We start from the raw sequence: 15,197 nt of genomic DNA, 5'->3' as shown, positions 1-15,197 counted from the left end.
CTGCCGCCATTTGCAGCAATGCTGAAATCGTCGTTACGTTCAACTTGAAAGATTTCCCACGACAATATCTGAATAATTTCTGCATTGAAGCATTACATCCAGATGATTTTATTACTGATTTGTTCGATTTGAATCAGGCACTTGTTCTGGCGGCCGTAAACAAGCAGCGCCGCAATATGAGAAAGCCGCCGAAATCGGTTGATGAGTATCTTGATGCGTTACTTCGCCAGGCTTTACCACAAACAGTAAAAGAATTGAGTAAATTCCGCGCCCTTATTTAGTCAGCTTGCATTTAAGCACACGGTGACCAAGTAGCCTGCCACCAAAGCTACCGACCAGGCACAGCACACAGGTCCAGAACACGCCCGCAATAAAGAAGCCACTTAAAAACCAGGATGATGCCGTTATGCTGTGTTGCCCCATCCGGGAAATCAGCGCACCTTCCACGGTAGCAAACCACAGGATGGCCGTGGGAGAGGACATTGCGAGCAAGACTCCTTGTCCGAATTCGTGCAGTAGTGAACGGTATTGAGGGGTTTCGTTCACGCTAAGCTCTGCTGCCTTCCGGAAAACTGCAACGAGCATTTTGCCTGCGAACCACAACAGCATCGCGCCGCCCTCAATCCATAAGGCCCAGCGTACGGCTTCATACTGGAGCAATAGGGTCATTCTTGCCAGCGCCAGAAACGCATAGGCTAAATCGCCCACGCAGGTGCCAATTCCCAGCCAGAAACCATGAAAATATCCACGTTGCATGGCCAGCGTAATCATCGCGATATTGGCAATGCCGATATCGAGACACAGCGAAAGGCTCAGTAAAAAACCATTTGAAAACGGGATTATAAAGTGAAGCCTTTGATTTTAAGCATGCCGAGACGTTTACTTAACCATTGCATGCGTAACCGGTATTGGAAGGAATTGCACTGAGTGTATGAAATGATACTGTCTTTTTAGACAACAGGTTATTTCCTTGCCGGAGCCTTACTCATACGCCGTACTACCGGCATTGCCAAAATATGGATCAACCCAATCATGGACATCACCATCAGTCTGGCGCGAAATGAACACCTGGCCGCGCTTCGCATCATTGAGTTAGCGTCGTTTGAGACGCTACGCGCAGGTGGCGCAGTTACAGGGGCTCCTATTGCTGGCAGCATTGATGACTTCAGCCAGTTATGCCATGAAGGACTGCTCTTTGTTGCCTTGGTCCCAGGCGATATCCCGGTAGGATTTGCTGGAGCTTTACTCATTGATAATTGGCTGCACATTTCAGAAGTTGACGTGCACCCGAACTGGCAGCGCCGTGGAATAGGCCGCCGCCTGATGAATACGCTTCTTTCTGCAGGGCAGGCTCGTGGTTTCACCGGTGCTACTTTGACCACCGATCGCTACGTGCTTTTCAACGCGTCTTTTTACGCCTCTCTGGGGTTTAAGATTGTCGAAGGGAAGGGAATTCAACGGCGGCTGAAAGACTTGCTCGATAAAGAAGCCGCATCGGGCATGGATCCGCAACGTCGCGTCGCCATGCAATTGCACTATTAGAAATTATTATTTTCAACGCTGAATCCGCCTATCATATCCGGATAGAGCCCTGAGCCGTAAAATGCCAGCTCAGGGCTAAGCCCATACCTATTAACCAATAGCGCCCAGCGTATCGCCCTGGCTTTGTTTCTTCGGCAGCAGGAACAGCGTGGCGTAAATATCCAGCAGATAAATTGCCGCCAGCAGGCTAATGGCCGCAGTGAAGGAAATCTGGCTGGCCAATGCGCCAATTACCCAAGGCCCCAGGCCGCCGACGCCGCGGCCAAAGTTGAACAGGATATTCTGTGCGGTGGCGCGCGCTTCAACCGGGTAGGTATCGGAGATCAACGCGCCGTAGCCGCCGATCATACCGTTCACGAACAGCCCCATGACCGCGCCGGCAAACAGCATCAGGGTGGGATCGCTAAGCTGGGCGTAGCAAATAACCATCACCACGGCACCAATCTGATAAGCAACGAAAATTTTCCAGCGGGCGAAATGGTCAGCCAGCACGCCAAACAGCCATATGCCGAAGGTCATGCCAATCACCGTGACCGCGGTCCATACCCCAGACTTCGTCAGTGAAAAGCCAAAGTTCTTTGCCAGATAGGTGGGCATCCAGATCATCAGGCCATAGTAGCCGAAGTTCTGCACCGAACAGAGAATGAAAATACCCAGGCTGGCCTTGCTGGTGGCGCTATCTTTAAACAGTAGCCGGATGCGCTGGCCGAAAGACAGCGTGTGGCTGTGGCTTTTCCGCTGGGCAAAGGCTTGGGGTTCCCCCATGGTGCGGCGGATCAGAAACGATGCCAGCGCCGGCAACAGGCCGACCAAGAACATGCCGCGCCAGCCAATGTACGGCAGCAGTAATGGCGTTAAAAAGGCCGCGGCCAATACGCCAAGCTGCCAGCCCATGCCGACGTAGGCGGAAGCGCGGTTGCGTTTTTCCGCGGGCCAGGCTTCGGCGATCAACGCCATGCCGATGCCGAATTCGCCACCCAGGCCGATACCGGCCAGCGTGCGATAGGCAAGCAAATCCCAGTACCCCTGCGCGATGGCACACAGGCCGGTGAAGAGGGAAAACATCAAAATCGTGACGGTGAGAACGCGGATGCGGCCAAAGCGATCGCTAAGATGGCCGAAAATCACGCCGCCGAGCACCGCGCCGATTAACGTCCAGGTAACCAGCGAGCCAGCCTCTGAAGAGGTGAGCTGCAGTTCAGCGGCGATAAGCGGCAGCATAAAGCCAAGGATCAGTAAATCGAAGCCGTCCATGGCATAGCCGCTAACGGAAGCCAGCATCGCCTTGCCGGGTGTTGCATGATGATTACGCTGTGTGTGGTTGGGCATATTTTTTATCTTGTTGTTTATCTGGAGCAGGTATTGTGCCGCCGAGCGCGCTGAGTCTCCATAATAAATTCAGTAGGCTAGGCTGTGTCCCGTAATAGTGCGTGAGTGCCGCTGGCGGTCATTGGGCTGCGCGTCAAGGCGCAAGCCGTGAGGTTTGGCGGGCCCAAATAAACGGCGAGCAACGCAGGAGCGCGGCCCAATGGCCCCAGCCCGGAGGGTCGTGCCCCCAAAGCCCGTCTTCTGCGTTATCGGGCTTGAACATAGGCCCACTATGCCCTGCGCCCGAAGCCTTGATGACGGGCTTTGGACGCAACGACGGCACCACGACCTATTGCGGGACACAGCCTAGCAAGGGTTTGGGCGCACACCGGGAAAATGCTATGCTTTGCCGCCCTTCAGCCAGGCCGCTGAAGATCATGATTTACACAATCGGGAATGCAGATGAGTATAGAAAATCAGGTTCGCCAATGTTTGCTGGCGATTGAGCAGTCAATGCGCGATTTGGCGCTGTGGCAATCGGCGCCGCCGGAGCCTGAGGCTTTCACTAGCGTGGAACCGTTCTGCGTTGACAGCATGCAGGCGGAAGAGTGGCTGCAATGGGTCTTCCTGCCGCGGATGTATGCGCTGCTGGATGCGAACGCGCCGCTGCCCACGCGCTTTGCCATCACGCCTTATTTCGAAGAAGCGCTTAAGCACCGAGAGCCGGTTTGCCTGCCGCTGCTGGTGGTGCTGCAGCGCCTGGACAACATGCTGAATCAAGAATCGCCGTAATGCTGGAGATTCTTTATCAGGATGCGCATCTGGTGGCGGTGAATAAGCCGGCCGGTTGGCTGGTGCATCGCAGTTGGCTGGATCGCCACGAGACGGTTTTTGTGATGCAGACCGTGCGTGACCAGATCGGCCAGCATGTGTTCACCGTGCACCGCCTCGATCGGCCCACCTCCGGCGTGCTGCTGTTGGCGCTCTCCAGCGAGGTGGCGCACCGGTTGTCGCAACAGTTTGAACAGCATCAGGTGCAGAAAACCTATCACGCGGTGGTGCGCGGCTATGTGCATGACGCTGCCACCTTGGATTACCCGCTCACGCAAGAGCGGGATAAAGTCGCCGACAGGTTCGCCAGCGCAGACAAAGCGCCCCAGTCTGCGCTCACGCACTATCGGCCGCTGGCGCGGGTGGAAATGCCGGTCGCGGTGGGCCGCTATGCCAGCGCCCGCTATACGCTGATGGAACTGCGGCCGGAAACTGGGCGCAAACACCAGTTGCGCCGCCATATGGTGCATATCAGGCACCCAATCGTCGGCGACAGCAAGCATGGCGATTTGCGCCAGAACCGGGCGATGGCGCAGCACTTTGGCTGCCGGCGCCTGATGTTGCACGCCAGCCACCTGCGCCTGGCGCACCCAATCAGCGGTGAGCCGCTGCAGATTTCTGCGCGCTGGGATAGCCCGTGGCAGCGGGTGATGTCACAATTTGGCTGGCTGGACGTTATCCCTGAACTTGCCAGGGTTGAGTTTCCCCCGGTAAGCGGTCAGGATACCCCGTAATTTTTATGGATCATCAAGGGAGTTTGAGCGATGGCTCAGGTCGGTATTTTCGTCGGGACGGTTTACGGTAATGCTTTGCTGGTTGCGGAAGAGGCGGAAAACATTCTTAACGAGCAGGGGCATACGGTCAAACTGTTCGAAGAAGGCACGCTGGAAGCCTGGCAATACTATCGCCAGCACTATGCGCTGGTGATCACTTCCACCACCGGGCAGGGCGATCTGCCCGATAATATCGCGCCGCTGTTCGCCGCGATCCGCGATCAGGTTGGCTACCAGCCGGAGTTGCGCTATGGCCTGATTGCATTGGGCGATAGCAGCTACGAGCGTTTCTGCGGCGGCGGGAGGGCGTTTGACGCGCTGTTGCAGGAGCAGGGGGCGACACGGATAGGCGATGTGTTGGAAATTGATGCGGTTGAGCACCCGGAGCCGGAGGCGATCTCCTGCCCATGGGTTGAGCAGTGGAGCACGTTGCTGAAATAACCCGCGGCCGGAGAAGGGTCGGTGCGGATGCGCCGACCCGATGCAACACAGTGTAGGTTATTTCCCGTGCGTCAGTTTGTCCAGATCGGCTTCGATCTCGGCAATCTTGTTGGAAACCACGTTTTCCAGGTGGCGCAGATCGTCAAGAATTTTGCGTTTAAGATCGACGTCCGCCTGTTCGTGCTGGCATAGCTGATCGAGTTCATCGATCACGTAGCGCAGGTTTGGGTTGATTTCGTGGATTTCTTTGTAACCCTGGCTGCTATCCGAAACCACGGTTTTGCGCTGGCGTGGGTATTTGAACTTGACGCTTTTTGCAAAGAACTCGCCTTTATCCTTGCGGAAATAAATTTTGAGAATATCGTTATTGGCCTCTTGGCGAAGTGTATAACGATCGATGTCTTCCGGTTGGTTGATGCCTAAGCTTTTCAGATTATCGTACATAGAGCGCCCCTTTAGATTTTATACCCTTCATACCTGTACGCCGGCCGTGCCTGCCTGTTTGCCGCTCGCCTGCAATCCACGGGGCATACCGCATGTGGTGATTATGGCGTCTGCGCCCGCCCACGGCAGTGATCGCCCGCAGATTGAAGATAAAAAAATAGCGGGTAAAATACCCGCCATTTCATTTTAGTCGATCGTTCTCAATAACTCATTAATGCCGACTTTACTGCGCGTTTTCGCATCCACTTTCTTCACGATAACGGCGCAGTACAGGCTGTAGGTGCCATCTTTGGAAGGCAGGTTGCCGGAAACCACCACGGAGCCGGCAGGAACGCGGCCGTAATGAACTTCACCGGTTTCACGATCGTAAATACGGGTGCTTTGGCCGATAAATACGCCCATGGAGATCACGGAACCTTCTTCCACGATCACACCTTCAACCACTTCGGAACGCGCGCCGATAAAGCAGTTGTCTTCGATGATGGTTGGGTTGGCCTGCAGCGGTTCCAATACGCCGCCGATGCCGACGCCGCCCGACAGGTGAACGTTCTTGCCGATTTGCGCGCATGAGCCGACGGTGGCCCAGGTATCCACCATGGTGCCTTCATCCACGTGAGCGCCGATGTTGACATAAGAAGGCATCAGCACGGTATTGCGGGCGATGAATGCCCCTTTGCGTACGCTGGCCGGCGGCACCACGCGGAAGCCTTCTTTCTGGAAGCGGGCTTCGTCGTAATCGGCGAATTTCATGGGCACTTTATCGTAGAAACGGGTTTCGGCGCCGTCGATGACTTTGTTGTCGCTGATTCGGAAAGAAAGCAGCACGGCCTTTTTCAGCCATTGATGGGTGACCCACTGACCGTTGATTTTTTCAGCCACGCGCAGTGCGCCGCTGTCCAGCAGGGCGATCACCTGGTTTACCGCTTCACGCGTTACCGTGTCTACGTTCGCCGGGGTGATCTCCGCGCGGCGCTCGAAGGCGTTTTCAATAACGTTCTGTAATTGCTGCATTCTGTTTCTTTCCTGATTTTGTTAGCCAAAAGATTACTTGTATCACATTTTTTCGTTCGGGTTGAGCGCCTCGACCAGCCGCTGCGCCAACTTTTTGCGCGTTTCGCCATTCAGCGCCCGGCGATCGCTATCGGCAAGAATGAACAAATCCTCAACCCGTTCGCCGATGGTCGAGATACGTGCGCCGTGCAGCGAAACCCCCAGATCGGCGAACACTTCCGCCACCCGCGCCAGCAGACCGGGCTGATCGAGCGCCACCATTTCCAGGTAGCTGCGGCGATCGGTATGGGTCGGCAAGAAGGTGACCTCGGTCGGCACGCTGAAGTGGCGCAGCTTGGAAGAGGGACGCCGCGTCCGCGGCGGTTGGTATTCCCGCTGCATTAGCGCCTGCTCCAGCGCGAAACGCGTGGCCTCGTGGCGATCCGGCGCCAACGGGCTGCCGTCCGGTTCAAGCACGATGAAGGTATCCATCGCCATTCCGTCGCGGTTGGTAAAGATCTGCGCATCATGCACGCTCAGGTTGCGGCGATCCATCTCCCCGGCCACGGCGGCGAACAGGTACGGTCGGTCCGGGCTCCAGATAAAGATCTCGGTGCCCCCGCGCGTGGCCTGCGGGCTCAATAACACCAGCGGTTTGGTGGAGTCATGGGCCAGCAGATGGCGCGCATGCCAGGCCAGCTGGTTCGGCGAATGCCGCAGGAAGTAATCGGCGCGGCAACGGCTCCAGATGCGGTGCAGCGCCTCTTCGTCGATATTATCCATACGCAATAGCGCCAGCGCCTGCAAGCGGTGGTGGCGCACACGTTCGCGCAGATCCGGGCCGTTTTGCATGCCGCGGCGCAACTGTTTTTCGGTGGCGAAATACAGCTCGCGCAGCAGGCTTTGCTTCCAACTGTTCCACAGGCTTTCGTTGGTGGCGCAGATATCCGCAACCGTCAGGCAAATCAAATAGCGCAGACGGGTTTCGTTTTGTACTTCGTTGCTGAACTGTTGGATAACGGCGGGATCCTGAATATCACGGCGCTGGGCGGTGACCGACATTAACAAGTGGCAACGCACCAGCCAGGCGACCAGTTGGGTTTCGCGCACATTCAGGCCGTGCTGCTGGGCGAATTCCGCTACGTCCTGTGCGCCGAGCAGCGAGTGATCGCCGCCGCGCCCCTTGGCGATATCGTGGAACAGGGCGGCAATCAGCAACAACTCCAAATTCGGCAGCCGCGTGTACAGCTCGACGCACAATGGGTGGCTTGGCCGGTTTTGATTATCGGCGAAGCTTTCGAGCTTTTGCAGCACGCGGATCGTGTGTTCATCCACGGTATAGGCGTGGAACAGATCAAACTGCATCTGGCCGACGATATTGCCCCACTGCGGCATATAGGCCGACAGCACGCTGTGACGGTGCATCGGCACCAGCGCGCGCGATACGGCGCCCGGGTGGCGCAAAATGGCCATAAACAGCTCCCGCGCCTGCGGGATCGTGCACAGCGGCTGTTTCAGGTGGCGGCGGGCATGGCGAAGTTGGCGCACAGTGGTGGAATAGATGCCGGCGATTTCGCGATTGCGCACCATCACGTAGAACATACGGATGATGGCTTCCGGCTGGCGGATAAACAGCGTTTCGTCGCGCAGATCGATCAGGTTGCCGCGCAGTTGGAAATCCTCGTCCAGCGGCCGCGGCTTCTCGGTGGCGTCGAGGGCCAGAATCGCTTCGTCGAACAACTGCAACAGCATGTGATTAAGCTCGCCGACGCGGCGCGTCATGCGGTAGAAGTCTTTCATCATGCGCTCAACGGGCTGGTTGCCTTCGCCTTCGTAGCACAAGAGCTGGGCCACGCTCAGTTGGCGATCGAACAGCAACCGGTTATCGTAGCGTGGCAGCACCAGGTGCAGAGCAAAGCGAATGCGCCACAGGAAGCTCTGGCATTCATTGAGTTCGTTACGTTCGGCTTGCGTCAGAAAACCGAAGCCGACCATTTCGTCAAGCGAGGTGGCGCCGAAGTGACGCCGGGCGACCCATAGCAGGGTATGGATGTCGCGCAGGCCACCGGGGCTGCTTTTGATGTCCGGCTCCAGGTTGTAGCTGGTGCCGTGGTAGCGTTGGTGGCGTTCGTGCTGCTCCGCCACTTTGGCCGGGAAGAACTTGGACGAGGGCCAGAAGCCGTCGCTGAAGATGTGTTTTTGCAGTTGCAAAAACAGCGCCACGTCGCCGCAGATCATGCGGGATTCGATCAGGTTGGTGGCGATGGTCAGATCCGCCAGCCCTTCCAGCAGGCACTCTTCCAGCGTACGCACGCTGTGGCCGACTTCCAGCTTCAAATCCCACATCAGGGTGATGAATTTGCCCACCCGCGCCGCTTGCTGGTCGCTTAAACGTTGTTGGCTCAGCACCAACACATCAATATCGGAAAGCGGGTGCAGTTCGCCGCGGCCGTAGCCGCCCACCGCCACCAGTGCGGTGGCCGGGATATCCTCAAAACCGTAGAACAACCACAGCCGCCGCAACAGCCGATCGATAAACTCGCAGCGTGCGGCCACCAGGCTTTCCACGCTGGCGCCGGCGTTGAAAGCTGCGGCCAGCCAAAGCTGGAATTGCTCAAGGCGCTGTTTCAGCGCAATGCAATTAATTTCCTCATCGCCATAGGCGTTGGGATATTCCGGCTGCTTCGGTATGGCCTGTGAGGGGATGGCCGGCGCGGCCTGTTGGCGAAAATTTTCAGACATAGTAGTAAGCAGCCCATAAAAAAGCCGGTTATACCACCGCCGTTGTTTCAGCCGCCGCCAGTGCGGGGCAGAGCCAACGCTCAGATATAAAGCCGGCTTATCACAAGAAACGGCGGCAGCGGGCCGCCTTTTCTTTATTGTTCGTGCGTAATGATGTTGGGGATAGTTTCATCCTTGCGCAACGTCATTATCTCGCAGCCGTTATCGGTAACCACAATAGTATGCTCGTACTGCGCCGACAAGCTGCGATCCTTGGTTTTTACCGTCCAGCCGTCTTTCATGGTGCGGATGCGGTAGTCACCGGCGTTGACCATCGGCTCGATGGTGAATGCCATGCCCGGTTGCAGTACCACGCCGCCGTCATCGGCGTCATAGTGCAGCACCTGCGGCTCTTCGTGGAACCCTTCGCCGATGCCATGGCCGCAATATTCACGCACCACGGAGAATTTTTCCGCTTCAACGAATTGCTGAATGGCTTTACCCAGTGAGCGCAGGCGGATGCCCGGTTTCACCATTTTCAGCCCCAGATACAGGCTCTCTTGCGTTATGCGGCAGAGCCGCTCACCCAGAATGGTGGGTTTGCCGACGATGAACATCGTGGACGTATCACCATGGAAACCGTCTTTGATGACCGTCACATCAATGTTGATGATGTCGCCGTCTTTCAACACTTTTTCATCGCTGGGGATACCGTGGCAGACGACTTCGTTAACGGAGATGCACACTGACTTGGGAAAACCGTGGTAACCAAGGCAAGCAGAGACCGCGTGCTGTTCGTTAACAATGTGGTTGTGGCAGATACGGTCGAGTTCGCCGGTGGTGACGCCGGGTTTTACGTATGGCCCAACGATTTCCAGCACTTCGGCGGCCAGGCGGCCGGCTACGCGCATTTTCTGGATGTCTTCTGATGATTTAATTGAAATTGCCATGAAAGTTGTCCGCAAGGGTCTGTATTATCGACAATGAGAAGCAGTACCCTATGGTACCAGCCCAGCCGGGCCGCTGCCAAATTTCATTTCTTTCCATGGCCGGCGGGAACCGGGCGAAAGCGTGAGCCATCGGGGGCCTGGCCGTGATGAAATCGCCGCTGAAAGCGCAACAAAAGTTGGAGTCGCGGGCGGGTTTATGGTATAAAGCGCGCCGGCAGATCCATTGATGTTGCTCTTCATGGCAACGCCGGTTCTGGCCGAAAATACTGAACTGCACTCACATTGTGTAAATAACACACACGTATCGGCACATGCGCCGGGGTGCCTGAAAGCGGTCTGCGCTTTTTGGGTCGGCGTTATGGGATACGTGGAGGCATAACCCCAATTAATCTATAGAGGTTTTAATCATGGCAACTGTTTCCATGCGCGATATGCTCAAGGCCGGTGTTCACTTCGGTCACCAGACCCGTTACTGGAACCCGAAAATGAAACCTTTCATCTTCGGTTCTCGCAACAAAGTTCACATCATCAACCTTGAGAAAACCGTACCAATGTTCAACGAAGCGCTGGCTGAATTGAGCAAGATCTCTTCCCGTAAAGGCAAGATCCTGTTTGTTGGTACCAAACGCGCAGCTAGCGAAGCGGTAAAAGAAGCTGCAACCAACTGCGATCAGTTCTTCGTGAACCACCGTTGGCTGGGCGGCATGCTGACCAACTGGAAAACCGTTCGTCAGTCCATCAAGCGTTTGAAAGATCTGGAAACTCAGTCTCAAGACGGCACCTTTGACAAGCTGACCAAGAAAGAGGCGCTGATGCGTACTCGCGAACTGGACAAGCTGGAAAACTCCCTGGGTGGTATCAAAGACATGGGTGGCCTGCCAGACGCTCTGTTTGTTATCGATGCCGATCACGAACACATCGCGATCAAAGAAGCCAACAACCTGGGTATCCCGGTATTCTCTATCGTTGATACCAACTCTGATCCGGACGGCGTTGACTTCATCATCCCTGGTAACGACGACGCAATCCGTGCAGTAAGCCTGTACCTGACCGCCGTTGCTGCCGCTGTACGTGAAGGTCGTTCTCAAGATCTGGCCGTTCAGGCGGAAGAAGGCTTCGTAGAAGCTGAATAATAAGGCAAGCTCGCAACCCGAGCCCTTATTAACCAGGTATTGACATATGTTGGTTAGGGGGGCCTGAAAGGCCCCCTTTGCTTATCTGAATGAGAACCATGCCCGATAACTTTCATGTTGCGGCAACGCGGTATGAAAGATGAAGGGCTATCTCCGTGCGAGATAACCGAGGAAAATAAAATGGCTGATATTACCGCTGCCCTGGTAAAAGAACTGCGTGAACGTACTGGCGCAGGCATGATGGAATGTAAGAAAGCGCTGGTTGAAGCTAACGGCGACATCGAACTGGCCATCGACAACATGCGTAAATCCGGCCAGGCTAAGGCTGCCAAGAAAGCAGGCCGTGTGGCTGCTGAAGGCATCATCCTGACCAAAATCGACGGTAACTACGCGGTTATCGTTGAACTGAACTGCGAAACCGACTTCGTGGCTAAAGATGCTGGCTTCAAAGCCTTCGGCGAAGAAGTGATCAACGCTGCCCTGGCTGGCCGCATCACCGACATCGAAGCGCTGAAAGCGCAATTCGAAGATCAGCGTACCGCGCTGGTGGCTAAAATTGGTGAAAACATCAATATCCGCCGCGTTGCCGCGCTGGAAGGCGATGTGCTGGGTTCTTACCTGCACGGCGCACGTATCGGTGTTCTGGTTGCTGCAACCGGCGCTGACGAAGAACTGGTTAAGCATATCGCGATGCACATCGCGGCAAGCAAACCAGAATACGTGAAGCCTGAAGACGTTCCTGCTGAAGTGGTTGAACGTGAACACCAGATTCAGCTGGATATCGCCATGCAGTCTGGCAAGCCACGCGAAATCGCAGAAAAAATGGTTGAAGGCCGTATGCGTAAGTTCACCGGCGAAGTTTCTCTGGCCGGCCAGCACTTCGTTATGGACCCAAGCAAAACCGTTGCTCAGCTGCTGAAAGAACACAACGCTGACGTGAAAGGTTTCATCCGCTTTGAAGTGGGTGAAGGCATCGAGAAAGTTGAAACTGACTTTGCTGCTGAAGTTGCAGCAATGAGCAAACAGTCTTAATGCCTGTAAACGGAACCGCCGGTCAGGCGGTTCCGTTTTATCCAGCCAGAAATCGCCGACGATGACCCCTGTCGCGCTATACTCAGACAGGCGCTGCTTGTCGGCTAAAATCCCCAATACTATTACTGCTTCTTAGGACAAAACACCATGGCAACCAATGCAAAACCCGTATATCAGCGTATCCTGCTCAAACTGAGCGGCGAAGCCCTGCAAGGTGCAGAAGGCTTTGGTATCGATGCTAGCATTTTGGATCGCATGGCTCAGGAAGTGAAAGAGCTGGTCGAACTGGGCATTCAGGTCGGTGTAGTGATTGGCGGTGGCAACTTGTTCCGCGGTGCGGGCCTGGCGCAAGCCGGCATGAATCGCGTAGTAGGCGACCATATGGGGATGCTGGCGACCGTAATGAACGGTCTGGCGATGCGTGATGCGCTGCACCGCGCCTATGTGAACGCCCGTCTTATGTCGGCAATCCCGCTTAATGGCGTGTGCGACAACTACAGCTGGGCAGAGGCGATCAGCCTGCTGCGCAACAACCGCGTAGTGATTTTTTCCGCCGGCACCGGTAACCCGTTCTTCACCACCGATTCCGCCGCTTGCCTGCGTGGGATTGAAATTGAAGCGGACGTAGTATTGAAAGCGACTAAAGTGGATGGTGTATACTCTGCTGACCCGGTGAAAAATCCGGATGCAACGCTTTATGAACAATTAACCTATCAGGACGTGCTGGAACGCGAGCTGAAAGTGATGGACCTGGCGGCGTTTACGCTGGCCCGGGATCATGGCCTGCCGATCCGCGTATTCAATATGAACAAGCCTGGCGCGCTGCGCCGCGTGGTGATGGGTGAAAACGAAGGTACTCTGATCAGCAAGTGATTGCCGATCGCATGATTTTAATGAGCGGGAACGGCAGCGCCCGGTGCGCGATGTTCTGTTCACGCTTTTGAGTCTATGCCAGGCCAAACGGCACGCGGGATAGGCGCCAAGTGAAACGCACGGGCTGTAATGCGTTATGGCCTGCCAAGTAACCAGCTTCCAAGGGTTCGCAACGTGATCAACGACATCAGAAAAGATGCGCAAGCACGCATGGAAAAAAGCGTCGAAGCATTTAAAAACCAAATCAGCAAAATTCGCACCGGCCGTGCTTCTCCAAGCATTCTGGACGGCATCATGGTGGAATACTATGGCGTTGCTACGCCGCTGCGCCAACTGGCTAACGTGACGGTTGAAGACTCCCGCACGCTGAAAATCAACGTGTTCGACCGCTCCCTGAGCCAGGCCGTTGAAAAAGCCATCATGACATCCGATCTGGGCCTGAACCCATCCTCTGCCGGTTCTGACATTCGTGTTCCGCTGCCGCCGCTGACGGAAGAGCGCCGTAAGGATCTGATCAAAGTGGTGCGTGGTGAGGCTGAGCAAGGCCGTGTGGCCGTGCGCAACGTGCGTCGCGATGCCAACGACAAAGTGAAAGCGCTGCTGAAGGATAAAGAGATCAGCGAAGACGAAGAGCGCCGTTCACAAGATGATATTCAGAAACTGACCGACGTCTACATCAAGCAGGTTGATGCCGCCCTGGCGGACAAAGAAAAAGAGTTGATGGATTTCTAATCAGCACTTAGCGGTTATCAAGCGTCGCCTGTGCGGCGCTTTGTTTTTTATGAAGCAGATCCCGTTTCACCGTACTGAAAGATCATAGACAAGCGGTAGCGAAGGTTTCAAACTGGTGCACCTCCGATCTGATTCAGACGGTTATTCAGAGCGAACTCATGAAGCAACTGACTATTCTGGGCTCCACCGGCTCTGTGGGCACCAGCACCCTGGCCGTGGTCAGGGAAAACCCCGAGCGTTTCGCGATTAAGGCCCTGGTGGCCGGGCGTAATGTCGCGGTAATGGCTCGTCAATGCATGGAATTTCGGCCGGACTACGCGGCCATGGCGGACGAAGGCGCCGCGCGCGAACTGCGTGCCGTGCTGGCGGAAAACGGTGTGAAAACCGAGGTGTTGGCCGGGGAACAGTCTGCCTGTGAACTGGCCGCGCTGAGTGGCGTTGATCAGGTGACGGCGGCTATTGTGGGCGCAGCCGGCCTGCTGCCGACTATGGCGGCGGTGCGCGCGGGCAAGCAGGTATTGCTGGCCAATAAGGAATCCCTGGTGACCTGCGGCCGTTTGTTTATGGATGCGGTGCAAAAGAGTAAAGCGCAACTGCTGCCGTTGGATAGCGAACATAACGCGATTTTTCAGAGTTTGCCCGAGAGCATTCAGCGCCAGTTGGGATATGCTTCTTTGCAGGATCATGGGATTTCACGCATCGTACTGACCGGCTCTGGCGGGCCGTTCCGCACGACGCCGCCAGAACAACTGGCGGACGTGACGCCGGATCAGGCCTGCGCCCACCCCAATTGGTCGATGGGGCGCAAGATATCGGTCGATTCCGCCACCATGATGAACAAAGGTCTGGAATATATTGAAGCCCGCTGGTTATTTAATGCCTCGGCTGAGCAAATGGAAGTGATTTTGCACCCGCAGTCGGTGATTCACTCGATGGTGCGCTATGTTGACGGCAGCGTGATCGCGCAGTTAGGCACGCCGGACATGCGTACGCCGATCGCGCATGCAATGGCCTATCCGCAGCGCGTCAGCTCGGGCGTGGCGGCGTTGGATTTCTGCCGCATGGGAGCGCTGAGCTTCTCTGAGCCCGATCCCAAACGCTACCCTTGCCTGTATCTGGCGATCGAGGCTTGCGATGCCGGCCAGGCGGCGACCACCACGCTCAACGCCGCCAATGAAATCGCGGTCGCGGCGTTTTTGCAGCATCAAATCCGCTTTAGCGATATTGCATCGGTTAACCGCCGCGTGGTTGAGCAACTGGCGCTGCCGGAACCGGCCAGCATCGACGAAGTTCTGGCGATCGATCGCCAGGCACGCGAAACCGCTGCCGGCATGGTGGCGGCTCTGCGTAATTAGCGTTCGATATTTCCTGATTTTTGGCGGTTAATAGTGTGGCTGAAGTGGGGTTGTTTGTTCGTGTCCTGCTGA

15 protein-coding genes and 1 pseudogene are annotated in these 15,197 nt (G+C 55.9%); 10 read left to right on the top strand and 6 right to left on the bottom strand.

The genetic code is table 11. The features are described 5' to 3' along the window. Positions 1 to 44 precede the first annotated feature (44 nt). The gene (locus AC559G_RS03490) at positions 45 to 281 is read left to right on the top strand and encodes a VapC50 family PIN domain-containing toxin (RefSeq protein WP_498911335.1); all 237 of its coding nucleotides are present in this window, start codon (positions 45 to 47) and stop codon (positions 279 to 281) included. Between the two features lie 10 nt (positions 282 to 291). Here the strand turns inward: AC559G_RS03490 and AC559G_RS03485 are convergent. Then, a pseudogene (locus AC559G_RS03485) lies at positions 292 to 843 on the bottom strand (LysE family translocator); the annotation flags it as partial. Between the two features lie 189 nt (positions 844 to 1,032). On the opposite strand from AC559G_RS03485, the gene AC559G_RS03480 reads away from it, so the two are divergent. Next, entirely contained in the window at positions 1,033 to 1,542 is a 510-nt protein-coding gene (locus tag AC559G_RS03480; protein ID WP_498911333.1) for a GNAT family N-acetyltransferase, read from the top strand. 90 nt (positions 1,543 to 1,632) lie between these two features. On the opposite strand, the gene AC559G_RS03475 is transcribed toward AC559G_RS03480, so the two are convergent. Further along, positions 1,633 to 2,871, bottom strand: a complete 1,239-nt coding sequence (locus AC559G_RS03475; protein ID WP_498911331.1) for an MFS transporter — start codon at positions 2,869 to 2,871, stop codon at positions 1,633 to 1,635. A 441-nt stretch (positions 2,872 to 3,312) separates the two neighbouring features. Here AC559G_RS03475 and AC559G_RS03470 point away from each other — a divergent pair, with 441 nt between their 5' ends. Genes AC559G_RS03470 through AC559G_RS03460 form a run of 3 tightly spaced genes read left to right on the top strand, consistent with a single transcriptional unit; the run spans position 3,313 to position 4,895 of the window. Beyond that, positions 3,313 to 3,642: a YqcC family protein gene (locus tag AC559G_RS03470; protein ID WP_183096509.1), complete on the top strand. Its 330-nt coding sequence runs from the start codon at positions 3,313 to 3,315 to the stop codon at positions 3,640 to 3,642. Beyond that, positions 3,642 to 4,415: a tRNA pseudouridine(65) synthase TruC gene (gene truC, locus AC559G_RS03465; RefSeq protein ID WP_498911328.1), complete on the top strand. Its 774-nt coding sequence runs from the start codon at positions 3,642 to 3,644 to the stop codon at positions 4,413 to 4,415. The genes AC559G_RS03470 and truC overlap by 1 nt, the downstream gene beginning before the upstream one ends. A gap of 30 nt (positions 4,416 to 4,445) precedes the next feature. After that, positions 4,446 to 4,895 carry a flavodoxin gene (locus AC559G_RS03460; RefSeq protein WP_279029793.1) on the top strand — a complete coding sequence of 150 codons (450 nt, stop codon included), beginning with the start codon at positions 4,446 to 4,448 and terminating at the stop codon, positions 4,893 to 4,895. 57 nt (positions 4,896 to 4,952) lie between these two features. Here the strand turns inward: AC559G_RS03460 and AC559G_RS03455 are convergent, their stop codons facing one another. From AC559G_RS03455 to map, 4 genes are all read right to left on the bottom strand, one after another. Further along, positions 4,953 to 5,339, bottom strand: coding sequence for a DUF3461 family protein (locus AC559G_RS03455; RefSeq protein ID WP_279029787.1), 387 nt, complete (start codon positions 5,337 to 5,339; stop codon positions 4,953 to 4,955). 186 nt (positions 5,340 to 5,525) lie between these two features. After that, positions 5,526 to 6,350 (bottom strand): 2,3,4,5-tetrahydropyridine-2,6-dicarboxylate N-succinyltransferase, encoded by an 825-nt coding sequence (gene dapD / locus AC559G_RS03450; RefSeq protein ID WP_095847449.1) that lies wholly within the window; start codon positions 6,348 to 6,350, stop codon positions 5,526 to 5,528. A 42-nt stretch (positions 6,351 to 6,392) separates the two neighbouring features. After that, positions 6,393 to 9,071 (bottom strand): bifunctional uridylyltransferase/uridylyl-removing protein GlnD, encoded by a 2,679-nt coding sequence (gene glnD, locus AC559G_RS03445; RefSeq protein WP_498911325.1) that lies wholly within the window; start codon positions 9,069 to 9,071, stop codon positions 6,393 to 6,395. Positions 9,072 to 9,205: 134 nt separating this feature from the next. Beyond that, entirely contained in the window at positions 9,206 to 10,000 is a 795-nt protein-coding gene (map, locus tag AC559G_RS03440) for a type I methionyl aminopeptidase (protein ID WP_498911323.1), read from the bottom strand. A 407-nt stretch (positions 10,001 to 10,407) separates the two neighbouring features. Here map and rpsB point away from each other — a divergent pair, with 407 nt between their 5' ends. From rpsB to ispC, 5 genes are all read left to right on the top strand, one after another. Next, positions 10,408 to 11,133: a 30S ribosomal protein S2 gene (gene rpsB, locus AC559G_RS03435; protein WP_279029098.1), complete on the top strand. Its 726-nt coding sequence runs from the start codon at positions 10,408 to 10,410 to the stop codon at positions 11,131 to 11,133. 180 nt (positions 11,134 to 11,313) lie between these two features. Further along, on the top strand, positions 11,314 to 12,165 hold the full coding sequence (tsf, locus tag AC559G_RS03430) for a translation elongation factor Ts (protein ID WP_279029102.1): 852 nt from the start codon (positions 11,314 to 11,316) through the stop codon (positions 12,163 to 12,165). Between the two features lie 147 nt (positions 12,166 to 12,312). Next, complete coding sequence (gene pyrH / locus AC559G_RS03425) at positions 12,313 to 13,038, top strand: UMP kinase (RefSeq protein ID WP_279029103.1); 726 nt, start codon at positions 12,313 to 12,315, stop codon at positions 13,036 to 13,038. 174 nt (positions 13,039 to 13,212) lie between these two features. After that, on the top strand, positions 13,213 to 13,770 hold the full coding sequence (frr, locus tag AC559G_RS03420; RefSeq protein ID WP_279029104.1) for a ribosome recycling factor: 558 nt from the start codon (positions 13,213 to 13,215) through the stop codon (positions 13,768 to 13,770). A 158-nt stretch (positions 13,771 to 13,928) separates the two neighbouring features. Beyond that, on the top strand, positions 13,929 to 15,125 hold the full coding sequence (ispC, locus tag AC559G_RS03415; protein WP_438599739.1) for a 1-deoxy-D-xylulose-5-phosphate reductoisomerase: 1,197 nt from the start codon (positions 13,929 to 13,931) through the stop codon (positions 15,123 to 15,125). The last annotated feature ends 72 nt before the right edge of the window (positions 15,126 to 15,197 follow it).

Origin of the sequence: Gibbsiella greigii, from assembly GCF_039540155.1 — a bacterium.
In the GTDB taxonomy this organism is placed as follows: Bacteria; Pseudomonadota; Gammaproteobacteria; order Enterobacterales; family Enterobacteriaceae; genus Gibbsiella; species Gibbsiella quercinecans.
Note: the sequence above shows the minus strand (reverse complement) of the source record. Positions and strands in the feature narration are given on the sequence as shown.